Consider the following 24,593-nt stretch of genomic DNA (forward strand, 5'->3'; position numbering starts at 1 on the left):
TATGATGAAATTATCCAAAGTATTTTTTAATGCTGTGTTTAAAAACAACCCTGTATTCATTCAAATGATCGGGTTGTGTTCGGTGCTGGCTATTACCAATTCGTTGATGAGTGCTATTGCCATGGGAATTGCCGTAACTTTTGTACTTATCATGAGCAACGGTGTGGTATCGATTTTGCGAGGTATTATTCCTGATAAGATTCGGATTCCATGCTTTATCGTCGTTATTGCGACTTTTGTAACTATTGTTCAAATGGTGCTTCAAGCATTTTTCCCACCTATTTACGACGCGCTTGGAATTTTTCTTCCGCTGATCGTTGTAAACTGCTGCATCCTTGGCGAAGCGGAAGGTTTTGCCTATAAAAACAAACTCATTCCATCTCTTGTGGACGGTTTGGGCACCGGGATCGGTTATATGATGGCTGTTGTCGCTATGGGTCTGGTTCGCGAGCTTTTAGGTTACGGGACGCTGCTGGATGTACAGATCTTACCAGAATCTTATCCAGGCATTGGCCTTATGGGCGCTCCTGCCGGGGCATTTATCCTCCTCGGATTTTATATTGCCGGTTACAAACTGTTATTGTCCAGAAAGAAGGGTGACTAATGTTAGGATCCATTATTACCATACTGATTTCAACCATCTTGGTTAACAACTACATTTTTGCCCAGTTCCTCGGCATTTGTCCTTTCCTTGGCGTTTCATCCAAAGTGGAAACGGCAACCGGCATGGGTGTTGCGGTAACCTTCGTTGTTGTCATTGCTTCTGCAGTGACTTGGCTGCTGCAAACTTTCCTTTTAAACCAATTTGGTCTGGAATATTTACAAACAATTATCTTTATTCTTGTTATTGCATCGCTGGTACAATTTGTGGAGATGGTTATTAAAAAGTTGTCACCATCCCTCTACACGGCCATGGGTGTTTTCCTGCCTCTGATTACGACCAACTGTATGGTACTGGGGGTTACTGTACTTAACGTGCAAAACGGCTATAACTTAGTCGAAACTGTCATTAGCGGTTTCGGTGCTTCAGTGGGTTTTACCATTGCTCTTATTCTTATGGCAGCCCTGCGTGAACGGCTTCAATATGCCAACGTCCCTAAGGCACTTCAAGGTGTGCCGATTGCGCTTATCAGTGCGGGACTTATGGCATTGGCATTCTCTGGCTTTGCCGGATTGGTATAGGAGGTACTTATGGAAACAATATTACTACCTATTGTTGCGCTTGGAATTACCGGTGCGCTTTTCGGTATCCTGCTCTCTATTGCATCGAAAGTTTTTGCCGTTGAAGTTGATGAACGGGTTATTGCCGTTAGAAATTGTCTGCCGGGAGCCAACTGCGGCGCCTGCGGATTTCCCGGTTGTGACGGTCTTGCCAATGCCATTGCTGAAGGCAGTGCACCGGTCACGGGATGTGTGATCGGAGGCAAAGAGACCGCAGACAACGTGGCCCAAGTTATGGGCGTAAACGCTGGCGATGTTGAGCGTAAAGTTGCCAATGTCCTTTGTCAAGGGACGTGTGAGAACGCTAAGAATAAATATCGCTATGAAGGTCTTCAAGATTGTCGCCTCATCAGTGATTTCCAAAAGGGATCAAAGGCCTGCAGCTTCGGTTGTGTTGGTGGCGGTTCTTGCGTCAGTGTTTGCGAATTTGACGCCATTCACCTGGTTGATGGCATTGCCAAGGTTGAAAAGCCGAACTGCGTAGCTTGTATGAAATGTATTGAAATTTGTCCTAAGAATATTATTGACTTAGTGCCATACAAAGCTCAAACTGTGGTGGAATGTCACTCCAACGATCCAGGTAAGGACGTACGCACCTATTGCAAGACCGGATGTATCGCATGTGGCCTCTGCGAAAAGAACTGTCCGAAAGATGCGATTCACGTGGAAAACAATTTGGCGAAAATTGACTATGAAAAGTGTATCAATTGCGGCATTTGCGCTTCCGTGTGTCCAACTTCAGCCATCGGCACTGAATATCCTGAGAAGGTTGAAAAGATTAAAGCTGCAAAGAAAGCTCAAGCGGAAAAGAAAAAACAAGAAGCCCTTGCAGCAAAACAAGCTGCTGAAGCTGCCAGAGCTGAGGCTGCTAAAGAGGAAGTTAAGGCTTAACTTTATAAGGTAAGAAAAAAGTGGATACTTTAGGGTATCTACTTTTTTTATGGGAACGAACAAGGTTTGATATGTTATAATTTTATTGAGGTGACTTATGAAAAAGGGAGATTTTTTAGTTGTCTTCGGTATTCTCGTAACAGCGCTGACCATCACCTGGTTTGGTCAAAACACTCTCGTGGCATCGACGGCTAACGACGTTGTGGTCCAGGTGGATGGGAAGCAAGTGGGGCGTTACTCCATCAAAGATAATGAAGGCAAAACTATTGAAATTAATAATAAATACGGACACAACGCATTTGTCATTGAAAATGGCAAGGTGCACATGAGTCATTCCGACTGTCGGGATCAGTTGTGTATGCATATGCCGGCAATTTCAAAGAGCAATGAGACCATTGTCTGTCTACCCAATCGCTTAGTGCTTACCGTGCTGGCACCTCCGCAAGCGCCAGGCAATGATGTGGATGTGGTGCTCCATTGAAAAATCGAACGATGGTTTTTATCGGCCTTTTAGTTGCGTTGGGACTTGTCATTGGTCTCTTTGAGCGGATGATTCCGATGCCGGTGCCCATACCCGGAGCGAAACTCGGCTTGTCCAACGTGGTGGTTTTGGTGACGATACTTTTTTTTGGAAGTAAAGAAGGATTTATTGTGGCGATTTTAAAATCGTTAATGCTGATGTTAGTCACCGGTGCCGTAACAAGTTTTGTTTTTTCACTCACAGGGACATTGCTCAGTACCGTAGTGATGGTGTTGGCAAAACGATATCTGTCCAAATTTTTATCTACGGTAGGTATCAGCCTGTTAGGGTCGGCTTTTCACAATATCGGTCAAATTCTTGCCGCTATGTTGGTGTTGTCGTCTGCCAATATGATTTACTACCTTCCTGTGTTATTGATAATCGGTCTTTTTACCGGTTATTTTGTAGGCATTGGTGCTGATTTTGTAGTCAAAAATCTACGTGTGACTTTTAAGGAGCGTTTTGTTGAATAGTGTGATTTTAGCGTCCCAGTCTCCTCGGCGGCGAGAGCTTTTAGGAAAGTTTTTAAATGTGCAGTGTATAACCAGTAATTATGATGAGAGGTACGATGCAGACTTTGCGCCGGAAGTCAATGTGATGAGCTTGGCGTTTGCCAAGGCAAAAAGCGTCGCGCTGAGTCACCCGCGCGCTATTGTGATCGGTGCGGATACCATTGTGTACTATGGCGAGAAGTTGGGGAAACCTCGCACTAGAGATGAGGCTAGAGCTATGCTTGAGGCACTCTCCGGAACGACACACCAAGTTTACAGCGGCGTGGCTATCCTCAATCTCGAAAAGAATATAAAACACATATTTTATAGTGTGACGCACGTGAGATTTCGTGAACTTTCCAAGGCGGATATTGAATGGTATTTGGATACCCAAGAGTATAAGGATAAGGCGGGCGCTTACGGGATACAGGGTTACGGCGCGGCGTTAGTTCACAGCATAGACGGTGATTTTTTTAATGTGGTGGGCCTACCTATTGCAAAGACATTGGCGACGTTGAGAGATGAGTTTCAGGTTGATTGTTACGAGGTGTCTCATGGATGAGCCGGTCAAAACACGTTTTATTTTGAAAGATATGCCGGAAGAAGACCGCCCACAGGAAAAACTTTTAAAACTTGGTGCCGAGGCGCTGTCAAATGCCGAGCTTTTGGCACTTATTATACGGACCGGTTCGGCAAATAAAACGGTGGTGGAGTTAGCTCAAGAGGTGTTGAATCTTTCATCCCGACCGGATGCCGAGGGAAGAGAGCGACATGGATTATTTGCACTTCGAGATATCACACTGCCCGAGCTTTTACGAGTAAAAGGCATTGGTCTTAGTAAAGCATGCATGATTAAAGCGGCAGTCAGTCTTGGAGATCGTATGGCTCACGAGTCGATTTTTACCAAAGCCCAAATTACGTCGCCAAAGGATATCGCACGCTATGTGAGGCACGATATGTCTGCGTTGAAAGTGGAGGAGTTTCGCATTGCGATTTTAAATACGAAAAAGGAATTAGAGCTCCTTAAAACCATTTCGAAAGGTTCTTTGGACTGTACGGTTGTTCACCCCAGGGAAGTATTTCAAGCTGCGGTGGCTCACGGTGCCCATACCATCATTCTTCTACATAATCATCCTTCTGCAGATCCTACACCGTCTCGAGAAGATCGGATCCTCACTCGGCGCATGGTCGAATGTGGCAAACTGCTCGGCATAGAAGTGGTGGATCATGTGATCATTGCCGGGGGCTCTTACTACAGTTTTAGTGAACATGGTGACTTATGATTTATTATGATAAGAACTATCCCTTTGCAGTGGACGTTGACCAGGACGGTAATATTGAACGCATTTTTGAAACAAGAAGCCTTCTTGGCAGTATTTGGCGAGGCCGTATTGAGAAGAAGGTGGGACCGTTTACCTTTGTGACTCTTGGAGACACTCAAGTCTTTTTAGATGAAGAGGTGGCACCTCATGAAGGGGAGAGCCTTCTTGTGCAAATCATCGGCGATCCGAGAGAAGAAGAGAAAGCGTTCAGAGGGACTCAGCGTCTGAGTCTTACAGGTCGAAGCATGGTAGTCTTCGACAACAGGATTCGAAAGGTCTCAGGCAAGTTACATGGTGAGGATAAGATGCGGCTTTTGAGTCTTGCTGACAATGAGGCTATGGAGGGTGTGCTCTTTCGCACTGAAGCCGGGGCATTGTCGGATGACAAGTTGATTGATGAATACCGTAGCCTTCGTACTACACTCCAGGCTTTTGAATTGGAGCGTCACCGTCTGCCACCGATTCAACAACTCTATACACCTCTGTTTTATCAAGACTGGATAGGGAAACCTGTGTATCACAATGATTCCGATTTGACGACGGTCCTTAATAGTGGTGGGGTTTATGATGCGCATTTCAGTTATAAGACTCATGAACTCTATTCTAAATTGATAGCTTTAGCTGCGTCTCGTGTGGAGATGGAACAAGGATTTTTAAAGTTTGAACGGACGTCAGCGCTTCACACCATTGATGTGAACACTGCCGCAGCGACCTTGTCTCACGGGAAGTTAAACAGGACGGTAAATAGACAAGCAGCTGAGTGTATCCCTCGCGAAATTGAACGGCGCAATCTCTCCGGTGTTATTTTGATTGATTTTGTAGGCAGATCGAAAGATTATCAGCTCCTCAAAATTCTAAAACGGGGTTTTAGCGATTTTAATACACGTGTTTACGGCTTCACCGAGCTGGGATTGGTGGAAGTGGCACGAAAAAATACAGGAAAGACGTTTTTTGACTTATGGCGCGAATCGCAGTGATAGGAGACTCTATTGTTAACGGGTACGGCATCGGCGGGAAGAGCTTTGCGTATGTGCCGGGGCGTGATGAGCTGGTCATACAGGGCATAAACGGTGCGACGACCACTGATGTCCTTGCCAAGATACGAGGTATGGGGGAGATTGACGTGCTCTTTACCTATTGTGGGATCAATGATTTTTTAGCCGGACGTTCAGTGGCGGATGTGCTGGATGCTTATCACCGTATGCGGATCATGGTGCCATGCCATGTGATCATGATGCCTGTTGGTGTTGAGGAGAGTGAGTTGCTTTACATTTTCAATCCGACAGGAATTAATCGAAAACTCGCGGCCCTTCGCCGGGCGTTATTGGAAGAGGGGGTGGCTATGATCGATTTCTACAGTCGTATACAGCCTGTGACTATAGACGGCATTCATCCCACCCAAGCCATTCATAATACCATGCGAAGACTATTTACGGCATACTTGGAGGGACTATGGAATCGATAAAGGTCAGGTTAAAGCAGTTCAGCAAGCGGGAACGAACACTGCTGTATATCCTTGTTGTGTTGATTTTGGAATTTGGTATTTACTCTGTGTTTTTTTCACCGCAAATTCTCGGGATTCAAACGGCGAAGCTTGCTCATCAACAAGCGGCGAGTGAAGCTAAACGCTTGGCTATGGAACAACAGGTGCCGCAAAGTCGGTACGATGTGGATGGCTTTCTTGCGGCCTATCCCGGAGCAGCTTTTTTGTCATCTAACGGTACGTCAACGTTGCAATTCGCTTTGCCGATTCAAAGTGCGATGAAGCTATCGGGTATGGGAAACTACGTCTCTTATGATCAGGGAGACATCATTAAAGGTGTGGATAGATATAACGTGCATCTGAGCTTTAACTCTACTAAGTCAATTCTGCCAACTATTGTTCAAGGTGACGTGCCTGTCACGCCACCGTTGGTTCAGAATCCTGTACCTACGGTGTCTGCCCCTGTCTCCACACCCGTGGCAGACCCGGCGTCTATACCTTCCTCTTATCTTGCCTCGCCGTCAGGTGAAGGACAAAAAGCTGTCAAAGCTGCACTCGAAACAGTGGTGCCCAATTCAACCTCACAACCTGAGGCTGAGATCACGTGGACGCCGGTAGTTTTAAGCGCAGAAGATATCTCCTACGAGGGCACCACGCTTGCCTTAATCAGTGCCCAAGACGGCGGCTTTAGTGTGGAATATACGGCGAACGAGGATGTGGAACTGACTTTTATTGTGGAGAAGTTAAAGGATATTGCACAATTAAAAGTCGAAATTATAAGTGATCTGACGTCGGCAGTGTTGGAGACAGCGGATAACGACACGGTAGCTATTAACACACCGCACTTTTTTAACCATACCGGATCACTTCATCTGTATTTGCCCTCGGCAGATCTGGGCATCTTGGAGTTCAAACTTTGGAGCGGACAATGAAACGAGGCTTTACACTGATTGAGCTGGTGTTGGTCCTTGGCATTATGGGGTTACTGGTAAGTGCTGTAGGCCTTAATTTTAAAGCGGTAAGCGCCTATCAGCATCGCACTGAAACACGTGCTTTGGCAAGACGTATTCGAACTGCCCGAAGTACCGCCGTAGCCACCCGTTCGACGGTTTCTGTAAGCTTTAGAGAAGACGGTTACACCGTCCAAGGGCAGGGGCCGTATAGGTTGCCTCAAGGTATGCATCTTACCTCCAATGTCAGCGAGGATTTACAGTTTAACAAGTATGGCATTCCTTCTATTGAGGGGAAAGCACGTACGTTGACGATAACTTATCAAGGACAGTCCATCGTCATTACTATTGCGCCGGTGACGGGGAAGGTGACAACCAAACTATGACCATAAAGCCATATAAAGGGTTTACATTAATCGAACTGATCATCGCCATTGGACTGTTAACCGTGGTGGGCTCGGTGCTGTTACATGGGTTTGAAGCGGCCACGGCTTCTCAAAAGGACATTGGCGCTGTTTATAACACGTACAATACCTTGGAGAATGCGTTGGAAGCGGCGAGTTACGCCGTATTACATCACACGGCACCGCAGTCTTACGACGGCATTGTTGTCACTACACAAACCGACGGCAACTTAGTCACCATTACAGTAAAAGAGGATACATATGAGCTCAAAAAAATTATCAACACCAGCCTTTACGCTCATTGAACTGACTGTCAGCATGGGTCTTTTGGTACTTGTGATGAGTGTCATTGGAGGTGTGCTCTTTGCTACGCTAAAAAGCAGTGAGAGGCTTGCGGTTTTAGATAACGGACAAAGTGAACTCTATTTTTTTGAACGCTATGTGCGGCAGGAAGTTAAATCGGCAGAAGGTGTAGCTGTGATCGGAGGTCGTTTAACTTTAGGCTTTGATAAGAACGAGAATGGCGCTTATGGCAGAGAGGTTCACTATCATCTCAGTGGCAGAAAACTTTTAAAAAGTACACAAAAAAGGAAAGATACTTTCGGAAACAACGTGCTGTTAGATGGTGTGGCCTATTTCACTCAAACGTTAAAGGAAGGTTTTGTCACGATGGAGGTTACCTTGGAAAATAATATATCCCGCCGCATCGAGATTGACGTCACACCGTTGTCGGCACAAACGGCTCAAGAGGATATACCATGAAACGAGGATTTGCATTGCTCAGTGTTGTGCTCGTGTTTGCGATTGTCCTTATTGCCGTCAGTTACTTTTTTGATGCTAATGTGGAGCACGGTCGTGTGCTTTCAAGGCATTTGGAGACGGTGCAGGGTGATCTCATAGCTGAATCTGCCATCCAAGTGGCGATGGAAGAGGTAAAACACCAAGGTGAGGCGATTATGTCCAACGGCGAGATGGATTTTCATCCGTCAGTTTTAGGCACATCGGCGACAGTTACCGTCACGCGACAACACCAAAGTGATTTTGTTATGGAAGCCAAGGTAACGTATAAAGACATTGAAGCCAGCTATTTCGGTTCGGGGACGTTGATTCATCCTATGTATACGAAGGGTCTGGGCGTTATCAGTCCGAGAGTGTGGCCCGTCAGTGAAGTCACAGCACTGGACCATCCATTTAAACGTGAGACTAAAAGCTATCTATTGCCGGATGAAGATTTGTATATGCGGGGAGAAGGGTATTACATCACGATCTTGCGCAAGAATGCCGAGGGGATGTTGGAGCCTGTGGAGCAAATGCATAACAGCTATCCATATTTTGAACAACGAGCAGGCAGTTTAACGATACTAGACGGCGACATCTATGGAGTTTTGGATGTGGCTAATCTGAGCATAGAAGGGAATAGTCGTCTCCACGGTCTGCTCTATATGAACGGCGATGTGGTCAGTTGTGGCGGGATGCTTCAGATCTCGGGCATCGTTTTGAATCCGAAAGGCTATGGAGAGAATAACTTGGATGTCACCTACAGTTTCTATGAGATACAAAGCGTCAAAGGTCATTTGGTTGATTATTACCGACCAACGCTTCGCCGCACCAGTCCGTGGAGCTTGTAAAAAAAGATGTATCGGCTTTTCGCATTATGCTATAATGAGACACAGAGAGAAATTTTAGGAGGTAAATATGATATCAGCAGGGGATTTTAGAAAGGGTGTTACGTTTGTTATGGATGGCGATGTGTATCAAGTCGTTGAATTCCAACACGTAAAACCGGGCAAAGGAGCAGCCTTTGTGCGCGCGAAAATTAAATCTGTACTTACCGGCGGCGCAAAAGAAACCACGTTTAACCCATCTGAAAAATTTGAAAATGCTACCATTCTTACTAAAGAAATGCAATATCTTTACAATGATGGCGAACTTTATTATTTTATGGACAATGAGACCTATGAACAAATTCCAATGGGTAAAGATATAGTGGACGAAGCATTAAACTTTATGAGAGAAAATGACATAGCAACCATCAACTTCTATGACGGCAAACCGTTTAGAGTTTCACCTGCAAACTTTGTTGAGTTGGAAGTGACTGAAACGGAACCTGGTGTCAAAGGCGATACGTCTTCCGGCGGCAATAAACCGGCAACTGTTGAAACAGGATTCACACTGAATGTGCCCCTCTTTGTCAACATGGGCGATGTGATCCGTATCGATACCAGAACCGGCGAGTATATGTCCAGAGTTTAATCTAAGGAGGTACTATGGAAAACTTAATGGCACGTATTGCATATCTTGAAGGCTTGGCAGAAGGTGCAGAGATTGATACTGCATCCAAAGAAGGCAAAATCCTTGTCGAATTAATCGATGTTCTTGGTGAGCTTGTGGATGAAATTGCAGCTCAGCAAGAAGAAGTGGATGAATATTTAGATCTTCTAGATGATGATTTGTCTGAGTTGGAAGACTATGTATATGATGACGACGATGATGATTATCTGGATGATGATTATGACATCTACGATGACATCTTTTTTGATGATGACAATGATGAAGTGGAAGGCGACGACTAAACCGCTGTTAATGAAGCTACCGTTAAGGTAGCTTTTTAATTGCAGAAATTAGGTGACGGGTGCGTAAATTGTCGGTAAAATAGAGCTATGGAGGTTGTGTATGCAGGACTTAAATCTCATAAAACATGAAGCGGACAAGTACGTGAAAATGCTCGCTGACATTGGCGGCGGCGATGTGGAGCTTATCGACAGAAGTATCCGACGGATTTGCGGACAGGGTGCATTTCAAGATGATATTGGCAAGACTTTTGAGTTAATACCCCTCAGTTATCAAAAAGCCATGGAAACAAAAAAACAAATCGTGGTCTATGATGCGAGACATGATCCGTTAGTGACGCGGTGTCCGGTCTTTCAACACAGCAACTTTACAGCGTTGATCGCATCACCGATCATCATTGCGGGTAAAGTGGAAGGGATTTTAGGCAGTACGATACAAGATGAGTTGGCGCCCCTGTTATCTGCAGATTTGGATCTCTTCGCAACCATCGTTAAACAAACGGCGGATTTTATTGCGGCCGAATACACCACCATTTTAGACTATCAGGACAAGTCCTCCATGCTCAATATGTTTGAAGTCCTGGTGCGAAGTATGGAGGAGGGTGCTATTGTCATCGATGATAAAAGTGAAATTCAAATTATTAACCAATCAGCCAAGCAACAACTGGGCATAAAAAAGATTATTGACAAAGACAAGATCACCATCAATAAAACGGGAGACAGTTTAAGTGGGGCGGATGAATTTATTATTAAAATTGGTGAGCGAGTCTCGACCGTCATCGGCAAAATCATTACCTTTGACGACCAGATGCAATATTTTAAAATCATTCTTTTCAGAGATATGGGGAAGTTGAAGTCCAGTATCTATAGTATCACCAACCAAGTCACTTCAGCCAATATGGACAGCATTTTGGGCAGCAGCGAAGCTATACAAAACCTGAAACGTGACATCTTAAAAGTTTCAAAGTCCACTTCGGCGGTTCTCGTGACAGGCGAGTCGGGAACCGGTAAAGAGCTGGTTGCTTCGGCTATTTGGCAAAGTTCCAATCGCAAGGATGAGCGCTTTGTCGCTGTCAACTGTGCGTCGGTACCAGAAAACATCTTGGAGTACGATCTCTTCGGTTACGTCAAGGGGGCATCGGAAGGGAGTGATTCGGAAGGACGTGTTGGCAAGTTCGAACTTGCCAACAAGGGCGTACTTTTTTTGGATGAGATTGGCAATATGCCACTGTATTTACAGTCAAAGCTCCTGCGTGTCATTGAGGAACACCAGATTCAGCGAATCGGATCCAATCAGATCATCCCTTTGGATGTGCGTCTCATCACAGCCACCAATCAGGACCTCAAAGAGCTTATCAAACAAAATAAATTTCGAGATGATCTTTACTACCGCATTAGCGTCATTCCACTGGAGATCAAACCGCTTCGTGAACGCCCTCAAGATATTGACGACTTAGTGGCATTCTATATCGGTAAGTATACTGAACTTTTCGGCAAAGTTTTTCGTCGGATGGACAAAGAAGTGCAGATTATCATTCGAGGCTACAGATGGCCGGGGAATATTCGTGAACTTGAGAATGTGGTGGAATACATGGTCAATATGATGGAAGACGGCATTATTCACAAGAGAGATCTGCCGGAAAATATGCAGCATCTCAATGTCTTTCATGAACAGCAGGACGCAATTCAAACGATTGAAGCCTTGGAAACCCTAGAGATAAAAAAAGCGTTGGACTTTTATGGTCATACCACGGCGGGAAAGGCGAAAGCTGCCGAGGCATTAGGGATCGGGATAGCGACGCTCTACCGAAAACTTAAGGCCTATAATTTGACTGAGTAATTGGCAAATTACCATATAAAAGGAAATTTAGTATTATCAATTTGAGAAAACAATTTAAAACATGAGTAAATCAATGCTTTCGAAAAATTATCAATATGATATTATCTATCATATTGATAATTTTTTTAATTGCGGTCAATAAACTCGTTATGCTGGATGTAGCTTAAGCGAGTTGAGCGATCTTTTTACATAATCAACTTGCGGTGAAGCAGCAGTAATAAGAAAGGAATTGACATGGCTGAACAATATCGAATTGTATTAAACGATGTAAGCAAGAAAGACAAAGCACCTCTTGATTTTATCAACAGCGACATTACGGCCTCGGCACAAAAGTTTCATGCAAGCTTTCCTCAATATGAGCCGACACCGCTTGTAGAACTCAAAAATTTGGCAGCACTTTTGGGCGTCAAGGATATTTTTGTCAAAGATGAATCCTATCGTTTTGGACTCAACGCCTTTAAGGTGCTGGGCGGTTCGTTTGCTATCGGCAAGTACATTGCCGAGAAACTGGGTATGGACATTGAAGACTTACCTTTTGAAAAATTGACGTCTCAAGACGTGAAGGACCAATTGGGCGACATTACTTTTGTTACAGCAACAGACGGCAACCATGGACGGGGTGTTGCGTGGGCGGCGAAAGCTCTCAATCAAAAGTGTGTGGTTATCATGCCGAACGGCTCCGCATTGGAACGCAGAGACAACATTCGTGCGTTGGGTGCTCAGTGTGATATTATGGACGGTCTGAACTATGACGATTGTGTGCGCCTTGCCAACCAATATGCCGAAGAAAAGGGCTGGGTCATGGTGCAAGACACGGCGTGGGAAGGCTATGAAAAAATTCCGACTTGGATTATACAGGGATATGCCACATTAGCTAAAGAAGCTTATGATCAACTTCTTGAAAAGGGACAGCACATCACTCACATCTTTGTTCAAGCGGGCGTAGGCTCCTTTGCAACCGGCGTAACCGGGTTTTTCAGCTCTGTGCTCACCGGTGACAAAAAGCCGCTTATTGCCGTTGTAGAACCGGAAAAAGCGAATTGCAATTTCATCACAGCCGAAGCTGACGACGGCAAAATTCACAACGTTACCGGCGAGATGAATACCATTATGGCGGGGCTTGCCTGTGGAGAACCGGTCACTGTAGGCTGGCCGATATTAAGCTCTTATGCCGACGCGTTTCTCTCTGTACCTGATAAGGCTGCGGCACGCGGTATGCGCGTTCTCGGCAATCCGTTGAAAGACGACCAACGGATTATCTCCGGCGAATCCGGCGCAGCAACCACAGGGGTTGTCACTGAGATACTGCAACGGGATGATCTTAAGTCAATTAAAGAACAACTTCAATTGGATGAGAACTCGGTTATTCTTTTGTTCAGCACGGAAGGCGATACTGATTTTGAACATTACCGTAAAGTTGTATGGGACGGCTATTACACTAACGATGACAACTATAATTACACCATTATTCGATAAATTTTAGGAGGGCTATTTATGAGCGAAAAAATCACCAACATTATCAACGAACTTGAAAAACTGGATTATAAAAACTTATTCCAAGATGATTTTCTTCACACTTGGGACAAATCACAAGAAGAATTACAAGCTATCTTCACTGTAGCGGATGCGCTGAGAGCTATGCGCGAAGAAAATATTTCGCCTAAAATTTTCGATTCCGGCCTGGGAATTTCTCTCTTCCGTGACAATTCCACCCGCACTCGTTTTTCTTTTGCTTCCGCATGTAACTTGCTCGGTCTTGAAGTCCAAGACTTGGATGAAGGTAAATCGCAACAAGCTCACGGTGAAACAGTAAAAGAAACTGCCAATATGATTTCTTTTATGGCAGATGTTGTGGGCATTCGCGATGATATGTACATCGGCAAAGGCTACAAGTACATGAAAGATTTCTCTTCTTATGTACAAGAAGGCTATGATGACGGCGTTCTTGAACAACGACCTACCCTTGTCAACCTGCAATGTGACGAAGATCACCCAACTCAAGCTATGGCCGACTTGCTGCATGTGATCCATGAATTTGGCGGCGTAGAAAACCTCAAAGGCAAAAAAGTTGCTATGACTTGGGCCTATTCGCCATCCTATGGCAAGCCGCTTTCCGTACCGCAAGGTATCTCTGCACTCTTCACGCGTTTCGGCATGGATGTTGTCCTGGCACATCCTGAAGGCTATGAAATCATGCCTGAAATTGAAAAGATTGCAGAAGACAATGCTAAGACTTATGGCGGAAGCTTTACAAAGACCAACTCCATGGAAGAAGCATTCAAAGATGCTGACATTGTATATCCTAAGAGCTGGGCACCATTTGCAGCCATGGAAGAAAGAACCGAACTCTACGGCAATGGCGACCAAGCTGGCATTGACCGTCTCGAAAAAGAACTTCTCGAACAAAACAAACAACATATGGATTGGGCTGCAACAGAAGATATGATGAAGTTGACAAAAGACGGTAAAGCACTTTATATGCACTGCCTGCCTGCCGACATTACCGGCGTGTCTTGTGAAACCGGTGAAGTTGATGCTACAGTATTCGATCGTTATAGAGTGCCTCTATACAAAGAAGCAAGCTTCAAACCATATATTATCGCAGCGATGATTCTGCTTCAAAAGGTTGAAAATCCTGTTGAAACTTTAAAACAGTTGGTAGCAGATGCCAAAGAACGCCAAAAAAATAAATAAGTAGAGCAAAGGACGGATAAAATGTCAGAAATTAATTACGAAGCCATAAAAGAAAAAGCACAAAGCTATCAAGCCGACATGACCGCTTTTTTAAGAGATCTTATCTTAAAAAAAGGCGAGTCCTGTGAAGAGGGGGATAAATCAAATCGCATCAAAGAAGAGATGGAAAAACTCGGCTTTGACAAGGCTTGGATCGATCCTCAAGGTAACGTCCTCGGGGAAATGGGAACCGGTGCGACTCAAATTGCGTACGATGCACATATCGATACGGTAGGTATCGGGAATATTGAAAATTGGGACTTTGATCCTTACCAAGGGTTTGAAGATGACGCGCTTATTGGCGGCCGTGGCGGTTCGGACCAACTTGGCGGTATTGTATCGGCCGTTTACGGTGCGAAGATTATGAAAGATCTTGGTCTCTTAAATGACAAGTTCAGGGTGTTGGTCACCGGTACCGTTCAAGAAGAAGATTGTGACGGTAACTGCTGGTTGTATATGATTGAGCAGCAAAATATTAAGCCGGAATTTGTCGTATCTACCGAACCGACTGACGGCGGAATTTACCGCGGACAAAGAGGCCGTATGGAAATTCGTGTTGAAGTGGAAGGTGTATCTTGCCATGGTTCCGCACCGGAACGTGGGGACAACGCAATCTACAAGATGGCTGAAATTTTGAAAGAAATCGAACAACTCAATGAAAACCCTGCTGATGACTCGGTTGAAATCAAAGGGTTGGTTAAAATGCTCGATGAAAAATATAATCCTGAATACAAAGAAGCCAACTTCCTCGGTCGAGGTACTGTGACCACATCGGAAATCTTCTTTACTTCACCGTCTCGCTGTGCGGTTGCAGACTCCTGTGCAGTATCTTTGGACCGTCGTATGACAGCGGGTGAAACGTGGGAATCTTGCATTAAAGAAATTGAAGATCTTCCTGCAGCTAAAAAACACAACGCTAAAGTGACGATGTATCACTATTCTCGTCCATCTTGGACCGGTCTTAGCTATGAACAGGAATGTTACTTCCCAACTTGGGTTATTCCACAAGATCACAAGGTGACGCAAGCCCTTGAACGAGCCTATAAAGGCCTTTATGGGGATCAACGTATCGCACCGCCGGTAGAAAAAGAACAGGCAAAACGTGCTCAATTGCCTTTAACTGATAAATGGACGTTCTCTACCAACGGCGTAGCTATTATGGGTCGTCATGGCATTCCTGTCATTGGATTTGGCCCGGGAGCCGAAGATCAAGCGCACGCTCCAAACGAAGTGACTTTCAAACAAGACTTGGTAACTTGTGCTGCAACTTACGCTGTACTGCCGCTAGAATATATTAAATAAGCTTTATGGTTAATGACTGACCAATATATTGGGGACTGACGTAAAAGGTCCTTGGTGCAAGTAAGACCTAAGCTATCCTCGTATAGCTTAGGGCCTGCTTGTTTACATAACTCAATTTTTATTTCAGCTTTGTGATAGCGTTACCAAAGCGTCTTAAGAATGAGTTAGACACTAAAATCAATTGATAGAAGTGATATAAAATATTGAAGTTTATGTCATGTAAGCGTGACATAAACTGAATCTTGAATTAAATCTATAAAGATGAGGTAAGACCAATGGAGAGAAAAATTGTGATTGCCCTTGGCGGCAATGCACTGGGAAATACACCGGAAGAACAAAAAGCGGCAGTGAAGCACACTGCAAAAAGCCTATTGAACCTAGTTGAACAGGGCAATAAAATCATTGTGAGCCACGGCAACGGACCGCAAGTCGGCATGATCAATCTGGCGATGGAAACCGGCCATAAATATGACAGCAAAGTGCCTGAGATGCCATTTCCTGAATGCGGAGCTATGAGTCAGGGTTATATCGGTTATCACTTGCAAAACGCCCTGCGCAATGCCTTTGATGCAGCAGGCAACACCACTCCGATTGTCACCTTGGTATCTCAAGTCGTGGTGGACAGAGACGATCCTGCGTTCTCACAACCGACCAAGCCGATAGGTTCATTCTACTCTGAAGACGAGGCCAAAGACATTGAACGTAAAACAGGCTACACCTTTGTCGAAGATGCCGGGCGCGGTTATCGTCGCGTCATCGCATCACCAAAGCCTGTAGATATTGTAGAGAAAGAAGCCATCACCTTACTCTATGATGCAGGCAATGTCGTTATCGCCGGCGGTGGCGGCGGGATTCCTGTGGTTCGAGACGAAGACGGTTATGTCGGTGTGCCTGCGGTAATCGATAAGGACTTCACTACAGAAAAATTAGCAGAACTTGTAGATGCTGATGTACTTCTCATTCTCACTGCCGTGGAAAAAGTGGCCATTAACTTCGGTAAAGACAACCAGCAAGACATCGGTGTCATGTCTATTGAAGAATGCAAGACACATATTGCTGACGGTCAATTCGCACCGGGTTCCATGTTGCCGAAAGTGGAAGCTGCTATGAAGTTTGTTGAATCCAAACCGGGCAGAAAAGCTCTCATCACGTCTCTTGAAAAAGCTGACGAAGCTATTCAAGGCCTAACGGGAACCTGGATTGAGTAATATCGCCGTATAGGCAGTGAGACAACATAGAAAGTCTGTCGGTATCACGTGGCACAACATGGGTTTTAGCCTTGGTGATCCGATTGTCACTTTAAATCTCTTCGCACCTCGCTTCGGTCTGACGGCGTTGGTCGCTTATGCACTCGGGCGAAGTGCAAAAGCGACTTAAAACTCTAACTGATAACGGTGATAAGTGCCTTGGTTGTCATATTAGGGGAAGCGACATCTCAACCTTCTGGCATTGTATGCAGTAGGTACGGCTGCTTTGGGGTGCTGCATCCTTTATTATAATTACAGACGTTGAGTCAAGACGTGTTTGGAAGCTTTAGGGCGTACTTGGACGACAGGCATCGTGAGCGCGAGCTAACAAAGCTTATAGGGGGTAATATGAGCGAATTTATGCGATCCATTCCATTTGATAAACTGATTGAATGGTCACTGAATGAATATAAAAACGAAGGAAAAATTTTTGGCGTACGCAAAGAAAATTTCTACAAAAATAAGTCCGGTAAAATGTTGACGACTATTTTTGGCGACACCATTGCCTCTGCCGTGGGACCGGCAGCCGGACCTCAATCACAACTTGCACAAAACTTAGTGGCATCGTATCTTGCGGGGGCACGGTTTATGGAAATAAAAACGGTGCAAGTTCTCGACGGGGAAGATATTCAAAAAGCTATTGCACGGCCGTGTATCGCTGCTGAAGATGAATGTTACAACTGTGAGTGGTCCACAGAACTTACGGTAGAACAAGCTTTTATTGAATACACTAAAGGTTTCTTTGCCATTCAGGTATTGGCGAAAGAACTTGGATTGGCCGACAAAAAAGACTTTGCCTATAATATGTCTGTCGGTTATGACCTGGAAGGTATCCAATCCAAGAAAATTGATACTTACATTGAATCTCTCAGAAATGCGGAAAATACTGATATTTATAAGGAGTGCAAAGCTTACTTGCGCGATCATTTAGATCAATTTGAGCACTTTACTCAAGCAGATCTGGATGCTATTCCGACAACCGTTTGCAACTCTATTACACTATCCACCCTTCACGGCTGTCCTGCAGCTGAAATTGAATCCATAGCAACGTATCTCCTCGATGAAAAGAAAATCAGTACGTTCATCAAGTGCAACCCAACCATGCTGGGTTATGACTATGCGAGAAAGACTTTGGATTCCATGGGATTTGATTACATTTCTTTTACGGATCATCACTTCAACAACGATTTGCAATATGCCGACGCTGTCGTGATGATAGAGCGACTCTTAGCTCTGGCTAAGAAGAACGGTCTGGCTTTTGGCGTTAAACTCACCAATACGTTCCCGGTTGATGTCAAACGCAACGAATTGCCTTCAGAAGAAATGTATATGTCCGGACGCTCATTGCTGCCGCTGTCCCTTTCTATGGCAGCTATGCTGTCAGAAAAGTTTGAGGGCAAGTTGCCAATGTCATACTCCGGAGGCGCAGATGCCACTAACATTCGAGATATTTTTGAAGCTCTCGGACAACCAATCACTGTGGCAACTACCATTCTCAAACCGGGTGGATACGCTCGTTTCAATCAACTGGCAGAGCTTACTGAAGATCTTCTCGACAGGCCGTACCGTGGTGTGGATGTAGAAAAAATCCTCGCACTCCGCGATCGTGTCATTGGCGAGTGGAAAAACAATAAGCTTTACAGAGAAAAGGTTGCTTCCCGTAAGACCGATTCAGCATTACCGCTTACCGATTGCTATAAAGCGCCATGTAAAGACGGCGGGTGTCCTATTGAACAGCAAATTCCAGAATACCTTAAACTGGTGAGCGAAGAACGCTATGATGAAGCGATGAAAGTCATCGGCAATGACAACACCGCGCCGACCATTCTCGGAATGATTTGCGCACACCATTGCCAAGAGCATTGTACTCGTGTGGATTATGAAAAGACGCTGCAAATTAGGGATATGAAGCTAGTTGCAGCAAAGCATGCTCAAGAAAAATTTGTCAGTGCCATCAAACCTTCAGATTTGGTTTCGGACAAAAAAGTGTTAGTCATCGGCGCAGGTCCCGGTGGGATTGCTGCAGCGTCCTATTTGAGACGCAACGGGGTCGATGTCACCGTCTATGAAAAACTGGCTAAACCATATGGTATTGTGAGCCATATCATTCCAGAATTCAGAATCCCGGATGAGGATATTCAAAAAGACTATCTGATTGCCGTGAATCAAGGCGTCAAGTTTGTATTCAACCGGGAAGTCACAGAAAAGTATGACGATCTTAAGAAGGATTTCGATTATGTGATTGTGGCCACCGGTGCATGGGCACCTGGACTTTCTCCGGTTAAAGAGGGACAGGAGAAAATTGTTGACGCGTTAGATTTTCTGTGGCACATTAGAATGGAAGACGGCTTAGATCTGGGAAAAACAGTCGCGGTCGTCGGTGCCGGTGATGTGGCAATGGACTGCACACGTCTTGCTGCACGACAACCGGGCGTAGAAAAAGTCACTTTGGTTTATCGTCGAACTGAAAGCTACATGCCGGCCACTCAAGAAGAAGTGAACGACGTCAAAGCGGAAGGCCATGAAATTCTTGAGTTAACGGCGCCGTATAAGTATGACGGCAAGATTTTAAGTTGTGAAAAAATGATGTTAAGCGATTTTGACGCATCCGGTCGCCGTTCTGTGAAGGGTACCGGAGAGATGCTAGAGCTTGAGTTCGACACCGTCATTGGGGCGACCGGAGCTCGGGTGGATACGACAGCTTTTGCTGAGAACGGCGTGAATATGGACGAGCGTGGTCGATTGAAACTGCTTCCAACTATGGAATCTAATTTGGAAAATGTCTACTTCATCGGAGACTGCAAAGCCGGTCCGTCCACGATTGTTAAGGCTATGGGTGATGCCAAAAGGGTGGCCTTAGATATTTTAGCCAAAGAAAACCTGGATAATGACTTTGAGCGTTTTACTTTCGAAGCCGATGTGGATGACATCTACGCAAAACGTGGCATCATTGTAGAAAAGCTGGAAGGCCACAAAGAGGGATCACGGTGTTTAAAATGTGATCAGATCTGTGAGATTTGTACTGAAGTATGTCCAAATCGTGCTAACGTTGCCATTGCGGTTCAAGGTTATGACAACCTACACCAAATCATTCACATTGACGGTATGTGTAATGAGTGTGGTAACTGTGGCGTATTCTGTCCGCATGCCGGCGAGCCTTATAAAGATAAGCTCACCATATTCTGGACAGATGAAGACTTTGAAGACTCAACCAACGTCGGCTTTATCAAAATTTCCGAGGATACTTACCGAGTGCGCATGGAAAACGGCAATGTCGTGGAAACCAAGCTGAATGAAGGTCGGTTGAGCGATAATCTTGTACGCTTTATTACAGCCATTGAAGAAGATTATCCACATTATGTAAGTCCAACGTATAAGGTATTTTAATATGAGGGGCTATGTCCCCTCTCACAAAGGAGTGACCAATGCTTATAGTCAACGCACGACTTATTACTAACGATAAGGATAATACGCTTTACGATGATGGTGCTGTATATATCAAGGGCAATGTCATTGAAGAGGTAGGTACCACCGCAGAGCTTAAGGCAAAGTATTCCGATGATGAGCTTTTTGATGCAAAAGGACGCGTCGTGATGCCGGGTATGATCTGTGCTCACTCTCACATCTATTCCACCTATGCACGGGGAATGGGCGTATCTGAACCGACTGACAATTTTTACCATGTCCTTGAAAATCAATGGTGGCGCTTGGACCGACTACTCACTTTGGAGGATGTAAAACTGAACGGTCTCACCACCTTTATGGAATCGATTCAACTGGGGGTCACGACACTCATTGATCACCATTCCGGTCCAAATTCTGTAGAAGGGTCTCTATTTGCCTTGGGTGATGCAGCGAAGGAAACAGGGATGCGAGCCTCATTGTGCTACGAAGTTTCCGACCGTGACGGCATGGACATCCGAGACAAGGAAATCAAGGAGAATGTGGACTTTATAAAAGCGTGCCAAAAGGACGACCATGGCGATATGCTCAAAGGTCTCTTCGGTCTTCACGCGTCATTCACACTGTCTGATGACACATTGAACAAATCTGCAGAAGCCATGGCGGGCGTCTACGACGGGTACCATGTGCATGTAGCGGAGGGTATTGAAGATGAATGGGATACCATCAAAACCCATGGTAAACGTGTGGTAGAACGCTTTGAAGATTTCGGCATGATTACCGAAAACACGTTGGCAGTACACGGCGTCCATGTCAATGAACGGGAAATGGACATCTTAAAACACCACAATACACCGGTCATTTTTAATCCGGAATCAAACATGAACAATGCTGTCGGTTGTCCGCCTATTTTAAGAATGCTTGAGAAGGGCATTACCGTTGGATTGGGTACCGATGCATATACCAACGATATGTTTGAGTCTATGAAAGTGGCCAATATCCTTTTGGCGCACAATGCGTGTGATCCGACCAAAGGTTTTGGCGAGACGCTGCAACTGCAATTTAAGAACAATCCTAAGATTGTAAGCCGCTATTTCAATCGTCCTTTAGGTGTCATAGAAAAGGGCGCTTATGCTGACATTATCACTTTAGACTATAATCCGTTCACACCGGTTACAGCCAATAACTGGGGCGGACATAGTTTGTTTGGCTTCACCGGTCGACTGGTCAATGATTCCATCATCAATGGCGACGTCGTTATGAAAGATAAAATTATAACGAAAGTCGATCAAGCCGAAGTTCACGCAAAGTCCTCTGAGCGTGTCAAAGCTATTTGGAAGTGTATGTAAGGTTTTAAAACCTTGTCTCAATGTGTATGGAGACGAAATAAAATTTAAGGAGAAAAGTTTATGGATTTAAATAAGAATAAAATCCAAAGTCGTTCACTATTTGACTTGGACGGCAAGCCGGAACTTGGCAAAGCATTACCAATTGCATTTCAACATTTACTCGCGATGATTGTCGGTAACACATTACCTGCTATCGTATTGACAGGACAACTTGCCAATACACCGTATGCACTGGCACCGGATGAAGCGGTTTATCTCATTCAAGCCGGTATGTTCATTGCAGCTATTGCAACATTCTTGCAATTATATCCTGTGTTAAAAGTCGGTGCGAAACTCCCTGTCATCATGGGTGTATCTTTCGCATATATTCCGGTACTTACCAGCATTGGTGTTAAGTATGGCCTGGGAGCTGTATTTGGTGCTGAGCTTGTCGGCGGTATTGTGGCGTTCTTAGTAGGGATGAACATCAAACGGCTCTATAAATATTTCCCACCAATCGTCAGCGGTACTGTAGTACTTACCATCGGGTTATCCCTCTATTCTGTAGCATTAAATTACATGGCAGGTGGTAACGGCAACCCGAAACAAGGCGATATGGTTTATTGGATTGTAGCCTTTTTAACCTTGGCCGTAGTACTTATCTGTAATATGTATTTCAAAGGCATTATTAAATTAGCAGCCATCTTGGTAGGGATTGTGGCAGGTTATATTGCATCTGTCGCTTTTGGGATCGTTGATTTTTCAGGAATCAGTGAAGCTGCCATGTTTACCATTCCAAAAATCATGCCTTGGAAGTTGGAATTCCCAATCGATGCTGTCATCACCATGTCCGTTATGTTTGTAGTTAACTCTATTCAAGCGGTAGGTGACCTTTCTTCCACCACTGCCGGCGGATTGAAACGGACTCCAACCGGTGACGAACTTGAAGGCGGTATTAAAGCTAACGGTATTTCTTCCATCATTGGTTCTGTTATCGGGGGTCTTCCAACAGCAACTTACAGCCAAAATGTTGGGATTGTCAGTCTGACAAAAGTCGTCTCTCGTTACACATTAGGGATCACTGCAGGCCTGATCTTAATCGCAGCTTTTATTCCTAAGTTTGGTGCGTTAATGCTTTCAGTACCGCAAGCTGTTATCGGCGGCGCAACGGTTACTGTGTTTGCACAGATCACCATGAGCGGCATGCAACTTATTACTTCTGATGAAATGAGCAGTCGTAATGTTACGATCACAGGTCTTGGTATCGCACTTGGTATGGGTATCGTACAGCTTAAACCGGAAGCACTTGCACAGTTCCCGGAATGGTTCAGAATGGTATTCACATCATCTCCGGTTGTCCTGGCAACCTTGGTTGTGTTCGTGCTTAACTTGATCCTTCCAAAGAAAACTATCGCAGAGGAAGAAGCTGAACGACGCGCAATGGACAATAAATAATTTGAAATTAAAGGCAGGCCGTTAGCCTGCCTTTTACATAATCAAGATATTAAATGGTGAAACACTATGGCACTACTGATAAAAAACGGCAAGGTGTTGGTCAATTCAGAGCTTTGCCCTAAAGATCTTCTCATTGAAGACGGAAAAATTACACATATAGCTGATGTGATACCACAAGGTAACGCTCAGGTTTTGGATGCCAAAGGCCAGATGATTTTGCCGGGCGGAGTGGATGTTCACACGCATATGTCCCTAGACTTAGGTGCGTATGTGGCAGTTGATGATTTCTATACCGGGACTGTGGCGGCGGCCAACGGCGGTACTACGACGATTGTAGACCACATTGGATTTTTAGAACGCGGCAGCAGTTTGCAGGAGATGATTGACCACTATCATGATCTTGCTCATGACAAAGCGGTCATCGATTATTCGTTTCACGGCGCTATGCAGGAAGCAAGTCCCTCCCATTTGGTGGAGTTGGACACTCTGTTTGAAAGTGGGATTGTGTCGATAAAACTTTACACCACCTATGGTGGCATGCTTGAAGATGATGCGATACTTCGAGTGTTGAAAAAGGCGAAGGAAACCGGCACAGTGGTTTGTGTTCACTGCGAAAATGACGGTGCTATCCGAGCGCTGCGTGCCGAAGCTGAAACGGCGGGTCATTTGGATCCTATTTATCATGCGAAGACCAGACCTAACGTCACCGAAGCGGAGGCTATCAATCGACTCATTTATCTCAGTGACATCGCAGGCTTTCCGAAGCTCTATATTGTTCACACCTCGACCAAAGAAGGTTTAGAGGAGATCAAAGCCGCCCGTCGCAGAGGCGTTAAAAATCTCTATTGCGAGACGTGTACACAGTACTTGCTTCTGGATGAATCGAAGTACACAAGCGGCGGCAATGAAGAAGGTGTCAAGTATATTATGGCACCGCCCCTTCGCACAATTACTGATCAAGGGGCCTTATGGGACGGCGTTCGAAATGGCGATGTGGATGTCATTGCCACGGATCATTGTCCATTCTTTTATGAACGAGATAAACTGCCACACAAAGATAACTTTCTTACGTGTCCGGGTGGGGCGCCCGGTGTGGAGGAGCGCATAGAGCTCATCTTAACTGAGGGACTAAAACGCGGCATCGCACTGGAGCGGCTTGTCGATGTGCTTGCTACCAATCCGAGTGATATTTTTGGCATGTCACAGAAAGGACGCTTAGAAGAGGGTGCAGATGGAGATGTGATTTTGGTGGATGTATCACCTTACACGATTGCCCGGGATAACCGTCATTCTCGAGTGGATTATACCTGCTATGAAGGATTTACGACCCAGTATCGTGTTACCACTGTTGTGTCGCACGGTGTTATTGTTAAAGACGGCCACGACTTCTACGGCAAGGCCGGTATGGGACAATTTATAAAGAGGAGATTTTGA

General features: G+C 45.0%; 26 protein-coding genes. All 26 read left to right on the plus strand.

What is annotated here, in order from left to right; genetic code table 11:
• The first annotated feature begins 4 nt into the window (after window positions 1-4).
• A complete protein-coding gene (rsxE, locus tag O6R05_RS03155) occupies window positions 5-604 on the plus strand; it encodes an electron transport complex subunit RsxE (RefSeq protein WP_271192289.1) in 600 nt (199 codons plus the stop codon).
• The gene (gene rsxA / locus O6R05_RS03160) at window positions 604-1,182 is read left to right on the plus strand and encodes an electron transport complex subunit RsxA (RefSeq protein WP_271192083.1); all 579 of its coding nucleotides are present in this window, start codon (window positions 604-606) and stop codon (window positions 1,180-1,182) included. Before rsxE ends, rsxA begins: the two co-directional genes overlap by 1 nt.
• 9 nt (window positions 1,183-1,191) lie before the next feature.
• The gene (locus tag O6R05_RS03165; RefSeq protein ID WP_271192084.1) at window positions 1,192-2,112 is read left to right on the plus strand and encodes an RnfABCDGE type electron transport complex subunit B; all 921 of its coding nucleotides are present in this window, start codon (window positions 1,192-1,194) and stop codon (window positions 2,110-2,112) included.
• 97 nt (window positions 2,113-2,209) lie between these two features.
• Entirely contained in the window at window positions 2,210-2,593 is a 384-nt protein-coding gene (locus O6R05_RS03170; protein WP_271192085.1) for a NusG domain II-containing protein, read from the plus strand.
• The gene (locus O6R05_RS03175; RefSeq protein WP_271192086.1) at window positions 2,590-3,105 is read left to right on the plus strand and encodes a Gx transporter family protein; all 516 of its coding nucleotides are present in this window, start codon (window positions 2,590-2,592) and stop codon (window positions 3,103-3,105) included. The genes O6R05_RS03170 and O6R05_RS03175 overlap by 4 nt, the downstream gene beginning before the upstream one ends.
• A gap of 1 nt (window position 3,106) precedes the next feature.
• Complete coding sequence (locus O6R05_RS03180) at window positions 3,107-3,685, plus strand: Maf family protein (protein WP_271192290.1); 579 nt, start codon at window positions 3,107-3,109, stop codon at window positions 3,683-3,685.
• Window positions 3,678-4,406, plus strand: coding sequence for a RadC family protein (gene radC / locus O6R05_RS03185; protein WP_271192087.1), 729 nt, complete (start codon window positions 3,678-3,680; stop codon window positions 4,404-4,406). Before O6R05_RS03180 ends, radC begins: the two co-directional genes overlap by 8 nt.
• Window positions 4,403-5,422, plus strand: a complete 1,020-nt coding sequence (locus O6R05_RS03190; protein ID WP_271192088.1) for a ribonuclease E/G — start codon at window positions 4,403-4,405, stop codon at window positions 5,420-5,422. The genes radC and O6R05_RS03190 overlap by 4 nt, the downstream gene beginning before the upstream one ends.
• Window positions 5,404-5,910 carry an SGNH/GDSL hydrolase family protein gene (locus O6R05_RS03195; protein WP_271192089.1) on the plus strand — a complete coding sequence of 169 codons (507 nt, stop codon included), beginning with the start codon at window positions 5,404-5,406 and terminating at the stop codon, window positions 5,908-5,910. Before O6R05_RS03190 ends, O6R05_RS03195 begins: the two co-directional genes overlap by 19 nt.
• Window positions 5,898-6,860, plus strand: coding sequence for a hypothetical protein (locus O6R05_RS03200; RefSeq protein ID WP_271192090.1), 963 nt, complete (start codon window positions 5,898-5,900; stop codon window positions 6,858-6,860). The genes O6R05_RS03195 and O6R05_RS03200 overlap by 13 nt, the downstream gene beginning before the upstream one ends.
• Complete coding sequence (locus O6R05_RS03205) at window positions 6,857-7,264, plus strand: pilus assembly FimT family protein (RefSeq protein WP_271192091.1); 408 nt, start codon at window positions 6,857-6,859, stop codon at window positions 7,262-7,264. Before O6R05_RS03200 ends, O6R05_RS03205 begins: the two co-directional genes overlap by 4 nt.
• Window positions 7,261-7,587 (plus strand): type II secretion system protein, encoded by a 327-nt coding sequence (locus tag O6R05_RS03210; RefSeq protein ID WP_271192092.1) that lies wholly within the window; start codon window positions 7,261-7,263, stop codon window positions 7,585-7,587. Before O6R05_RS03205 ends, O6R05_RS03210 begins: the two co-directional genes overlap by 4 nt.
• Window positions 7,544-8,044, plus strand: coding sequence for a hypothetical protein (locus tag O6R05_RS03215; protein WP_271192093.1), 501 nt, complete (start codon window positions 7,544-7,546; stop codon window positions 8,042-8,044). Before O6R05_RS03210 ends, O6R05_RS03215 begins: the two co-directional genes overlap by 44 nt.
• Window positions 8,041-8,910, plus strand: a complete 870-nt coding sequence (locus O6R05_RS03220) for a hypothetical protein (protein ID WP_271192094.1) — start codon at window positions 8,041-8,043, stop codon at window positions 8,908-8,910. Before O6R05_RS03215 ends, O6R05_RS03220 begins: the two co-directional genes overlap by 4 nt.
• Window positions 8,911-8,977: 67 nt before the next feature.
• The gene (efp, locus tag O6R05_RS03225) at window positions 8,978-9,535 is read left to right on the plus strand and encodes an elongation factor P (RefSeq protein ID WP_271192095.1); all 558 of its coding nucleotides are present in this window, start codon (window positions 8,978-8,980) and stop codon (window positions 9,533-9,535) included.
• A gap of 14 nt (window positions 9,536-9,549) precedes the next feature.
• Entirely contained in the window at window positions 9,550-9,855 is a 306-nt protein-coding gene (locus O6R05_RS03230; protein WP_271192096.1) for a CD1247 N-terminal domain-containing protein, read from the plus strand.
• Window positions 9,856-9,955: 100 nt separating this feature from the next.
• A complete protein-coding gene (locus O6R05_RS03235; RefSeq protein ID WP_271192097.1) occupies window positions 9,956-11,692 on the plus strand; it encodes a sigma-54-dependent Fis family transcriptional regulator in 1,737 nt (578 codons plus the stop codon).
• A gap of 234 nt (window positions 11,693-11,926) precedes the next feature.
• Entirely contained in the window at window positions 11,927-13,168 is a 1,242-nt protein-coding gene (gene dpaL, locus O6R05_RS03240; protein ID WP_271192098.1) for a diaminopropionate ammonia-lyase, read from the plus strand.
• A gap of 18 nt (window positions 13,169-13,186) precedes the next feature.
• Window positions 13,187-14,386, plus strand: coding sequence for a knotted carbamoyltransferase YgeW (ygeW, locus tag O6R05_RS03245; RefSeq protein ID WP_271192099.1), 1,200 nt, complete (start codon window positions 13,187-13,189; stop codon window positions 14,384-14,386).
• 21 nt (window positions 14,387-14,407) lie between these two features.
• Window positions 14,408-15,727 carry a YgeY family selenium metabolism-linked hydrolase gene (locus O6R05_RS03250; RefSeq protein ID WP_271192100.1) on the plus strand — a complete coding sequence of 440 codons (1,320 nt, stop codon included), beginning with the start codon at window positions 14,408-14,410 and terminating at the stop codon, window positions 15,725-15,727.
• Window positions 15,728-16,002: 275 nt separating this feature from the next.
• On the plus strand, window positions 16,003-16,935 hold the full coding sequence (gene arcC, locus O6R05_RS03255; RefSeq protein WP_271192101.1) for a carbamate kinase: 933 nt from the start codon (window positions 16,003-16,005) through the stop codon (window positions 16,933-16,935).
• 16 nt (window positions 16,936-16,951) lie between these two features.
• Window positions 16,952-17,104 (plus strand): hypothetical protein, encoded by a 153-nt coding sequence (locus tag O6R05_RS03260; protein ID WP_271192102.1) that lies wholly within the window; start codon window positions 16,952-16,954, stop codon window positions 17,102-17,104.
• A gap of 218 nt (window positions 17,105-17,322) precedes the next feature.
• Window positions 17,323-20,361, plus strand: a complete 3,039-nt coding sequence (gene ygfK, locus O6R05_RS03265; protein ID WP_271192103.1) for a putative selenate reductase subunit YgfK — start codon at window positions 17,323-17,325, stop codon at window positions 20,359-20,361.
• A gap of 38 nt (window positions 20,362-20,399) precedes the next feature.
• On the plus strand, window positions 20,400-21,725 hold the full coding sequence (ssnA, locus tag O6R05_RS03270; RefSeq protein ID WP_271192104.1) for a putative aminohydrolase SsnA: 1,326 nt from the start codon (window positions 20,400-20,402) through the stop codon (window positions 21,723-21,725).
• 60 nt (window positions 21,726-21,785) lie between these two features.
• Window positions 21,786-23,159: a uracil-xanthine permease family protein gene (locus O6R05_RS03275; protein WP_271192105.1), complete on the plus strand. Its 1,374-nt coding sequence runs from the start codon at window positions 21,786-21,788 to the stop codon at window positions 23,157-23,159.
• A gap of 66 nt (window positions 23,160-23,225) precedes the next feature.
• Window positions 23,226-24,593: a dihydropyrimidinase gene (gene hydA / locus O6R05_RS03280; protein ID WP_271192106.1), complete on the plus strand. Its 1,368-nt coding sequence runs from the start codon at window positions 23,226-23,228 to the stop codon at window positions 24,591-24,593.

This window comes from Peptoniphilus equinus (assembly GCF_027921445.1).
GTDB lineage: Bacteria > Bacillota > Clostridia > Tissierellales > Peptoniphilaceae > Peptoniphilus > Peptoniphilus equinus.

Coding starts and splice junctions, on each gene's coding strand:
- rsxE (WP_271192289.1), top strand. CDS start 5: ATGAAATTATCCAAAGTATTTTTTAATGCTGTGTTTAAAAACAACCCT.
- rsxA (WP_271192083.1), top strand. CDS start 604: ATGTTAGGATCCATTATTACCATACTGATTTCAACCATCTTGGTTAAC.
- O6R05_RS03165 (WP_271192084.1), top strand. CDS start 1,192: ATGGAAACAATATTACTACCTATTGTTGCGCTTGGAATTACCGGTGCG.
- O6R05_RS03170 (WP_271192085.1), top strand. CDS start 2,210: ATGAAAAAGGGAGATTTTTTAGTTGTCTTCGGTATTCTCGTAACAGCG.
- radC (WP_271192087.1), top strand. CDS start 3,678: ATGGATGAGCCGGTCAAAACACGTTTTATTTTGAAAGATATGCCGGAA.
- O6R05_RS03190 (WP_271192088.1), top strand. CDS start 4,403: ATGATTTATTATGATAAGAACTATCCCTTTGCAGTGGACGTTGACCAG.
- O6R05_RS03195 (WP_271192089.1), top strand. CDS start 5,404: ATGGCGCGAATCGCAGTGATAGGAGACTCTATTGTTAACGGGTACGGC.
- O6R05_RS03200 (WP_271192090.1), top strand. CDS start 5,898: ATGGAATCGATAAAGGTCAGGTTAAAGCAGTTCAGCAAGCGGGAACGA.
- O6R05_RS03205 (WP_271192091.1), top strand. CDS start 6,857: ATGAAACGAGGCTTTACACTGATTGAGCTGGTGTTGGTCCTTGGCATT.
- O6R05_RS03210 (WP_271192092.1), top strand. CDS start 7,261: ATGACCATAAAGCCATATAAAGGGTTTACATTAATCGAACTGATCATC.
- O6R05_RS03215 (WP_271192093.1), top strand. CDS start 7,544: ATGAGCTCAAAAAAATTATCAACACCAGCCTTTACGCTCATTGAACTG.
- O6R05_RS03220 (WP_271192094.1), top strand. CDS start 8,041: ATGAAACGAGGATTTGCATTGCTCAGTGTTGTGCTCGTGTTTGCGATT.
- efp (WP_271192095.1), top strand. CDS start 8,978: ATGATATCAGCAGGGGATTTTAGAAAGGGTGTTACGTTTGTTATGGAT.
- O6R05_RS03230 (WP_271192096.1), top strand. CDS start 9,550: ATGGAAAACTTAATGGCACGTATTGCATATCTTGAAGGCTTGGCAGAA.
- O6R05_RS03235 (WP_271192097.1), top strand. CDS start 9,956: ATGCAGGACTTAAATCTCATAAAACATGAAGCGGACAAGTACGTGAAA.
- dpaL (WP_271192098.1), top strand. CDS start 11,927: ATGGCTGAACAATATCGAATTGTATTAAACGATGTAAGCAAGAAAGAC.
- ygeW (WP_271192099.1), top strand. CDS start 13,187: ATGAGCGAAAAAATCACCAACATTATCAACGAACTTGAAAAACTGGAT.
- O6R05_RS03250 (WP_271192100.1), top strand. CDS start 14,408: ATGTCAGAAATTAATTACGAAGCCATAAAAGAAAAAGCACAAAGCTAT.
- arcC (WP_271192101.1), top strand. CDS start 16,003: ATGGAGAGAAAAATTGTGATTGCCCTTGGCGGCAATGCACTGGGAAAT.
- ygfK (WP_271192103.1), top strand. CDS start 17,323: ATGAGCGAATTTATGCGATCCATTCCATTTGATAAACTGATTGAATGG.
- ssnA (WP_271192104.1), top strand. CDS start 20,400: ATGCTTATAGTCAACGCACGACTTATTACTAACGATAAGGATAATACG.
- O6R05_RS03275 (WP_271192105.1), top strand. CDS start 21,786: ATGGATTTAAATAAGAATAAAATCCAAAGTCGTTCACTATTTGACTTG.
- hydA (WP_271192106.1), top strand. CDS start 23,226: ATGGCACTACTGATAAAAAACGGCAAGGTGTTGGTCAATTCAGAGCTT.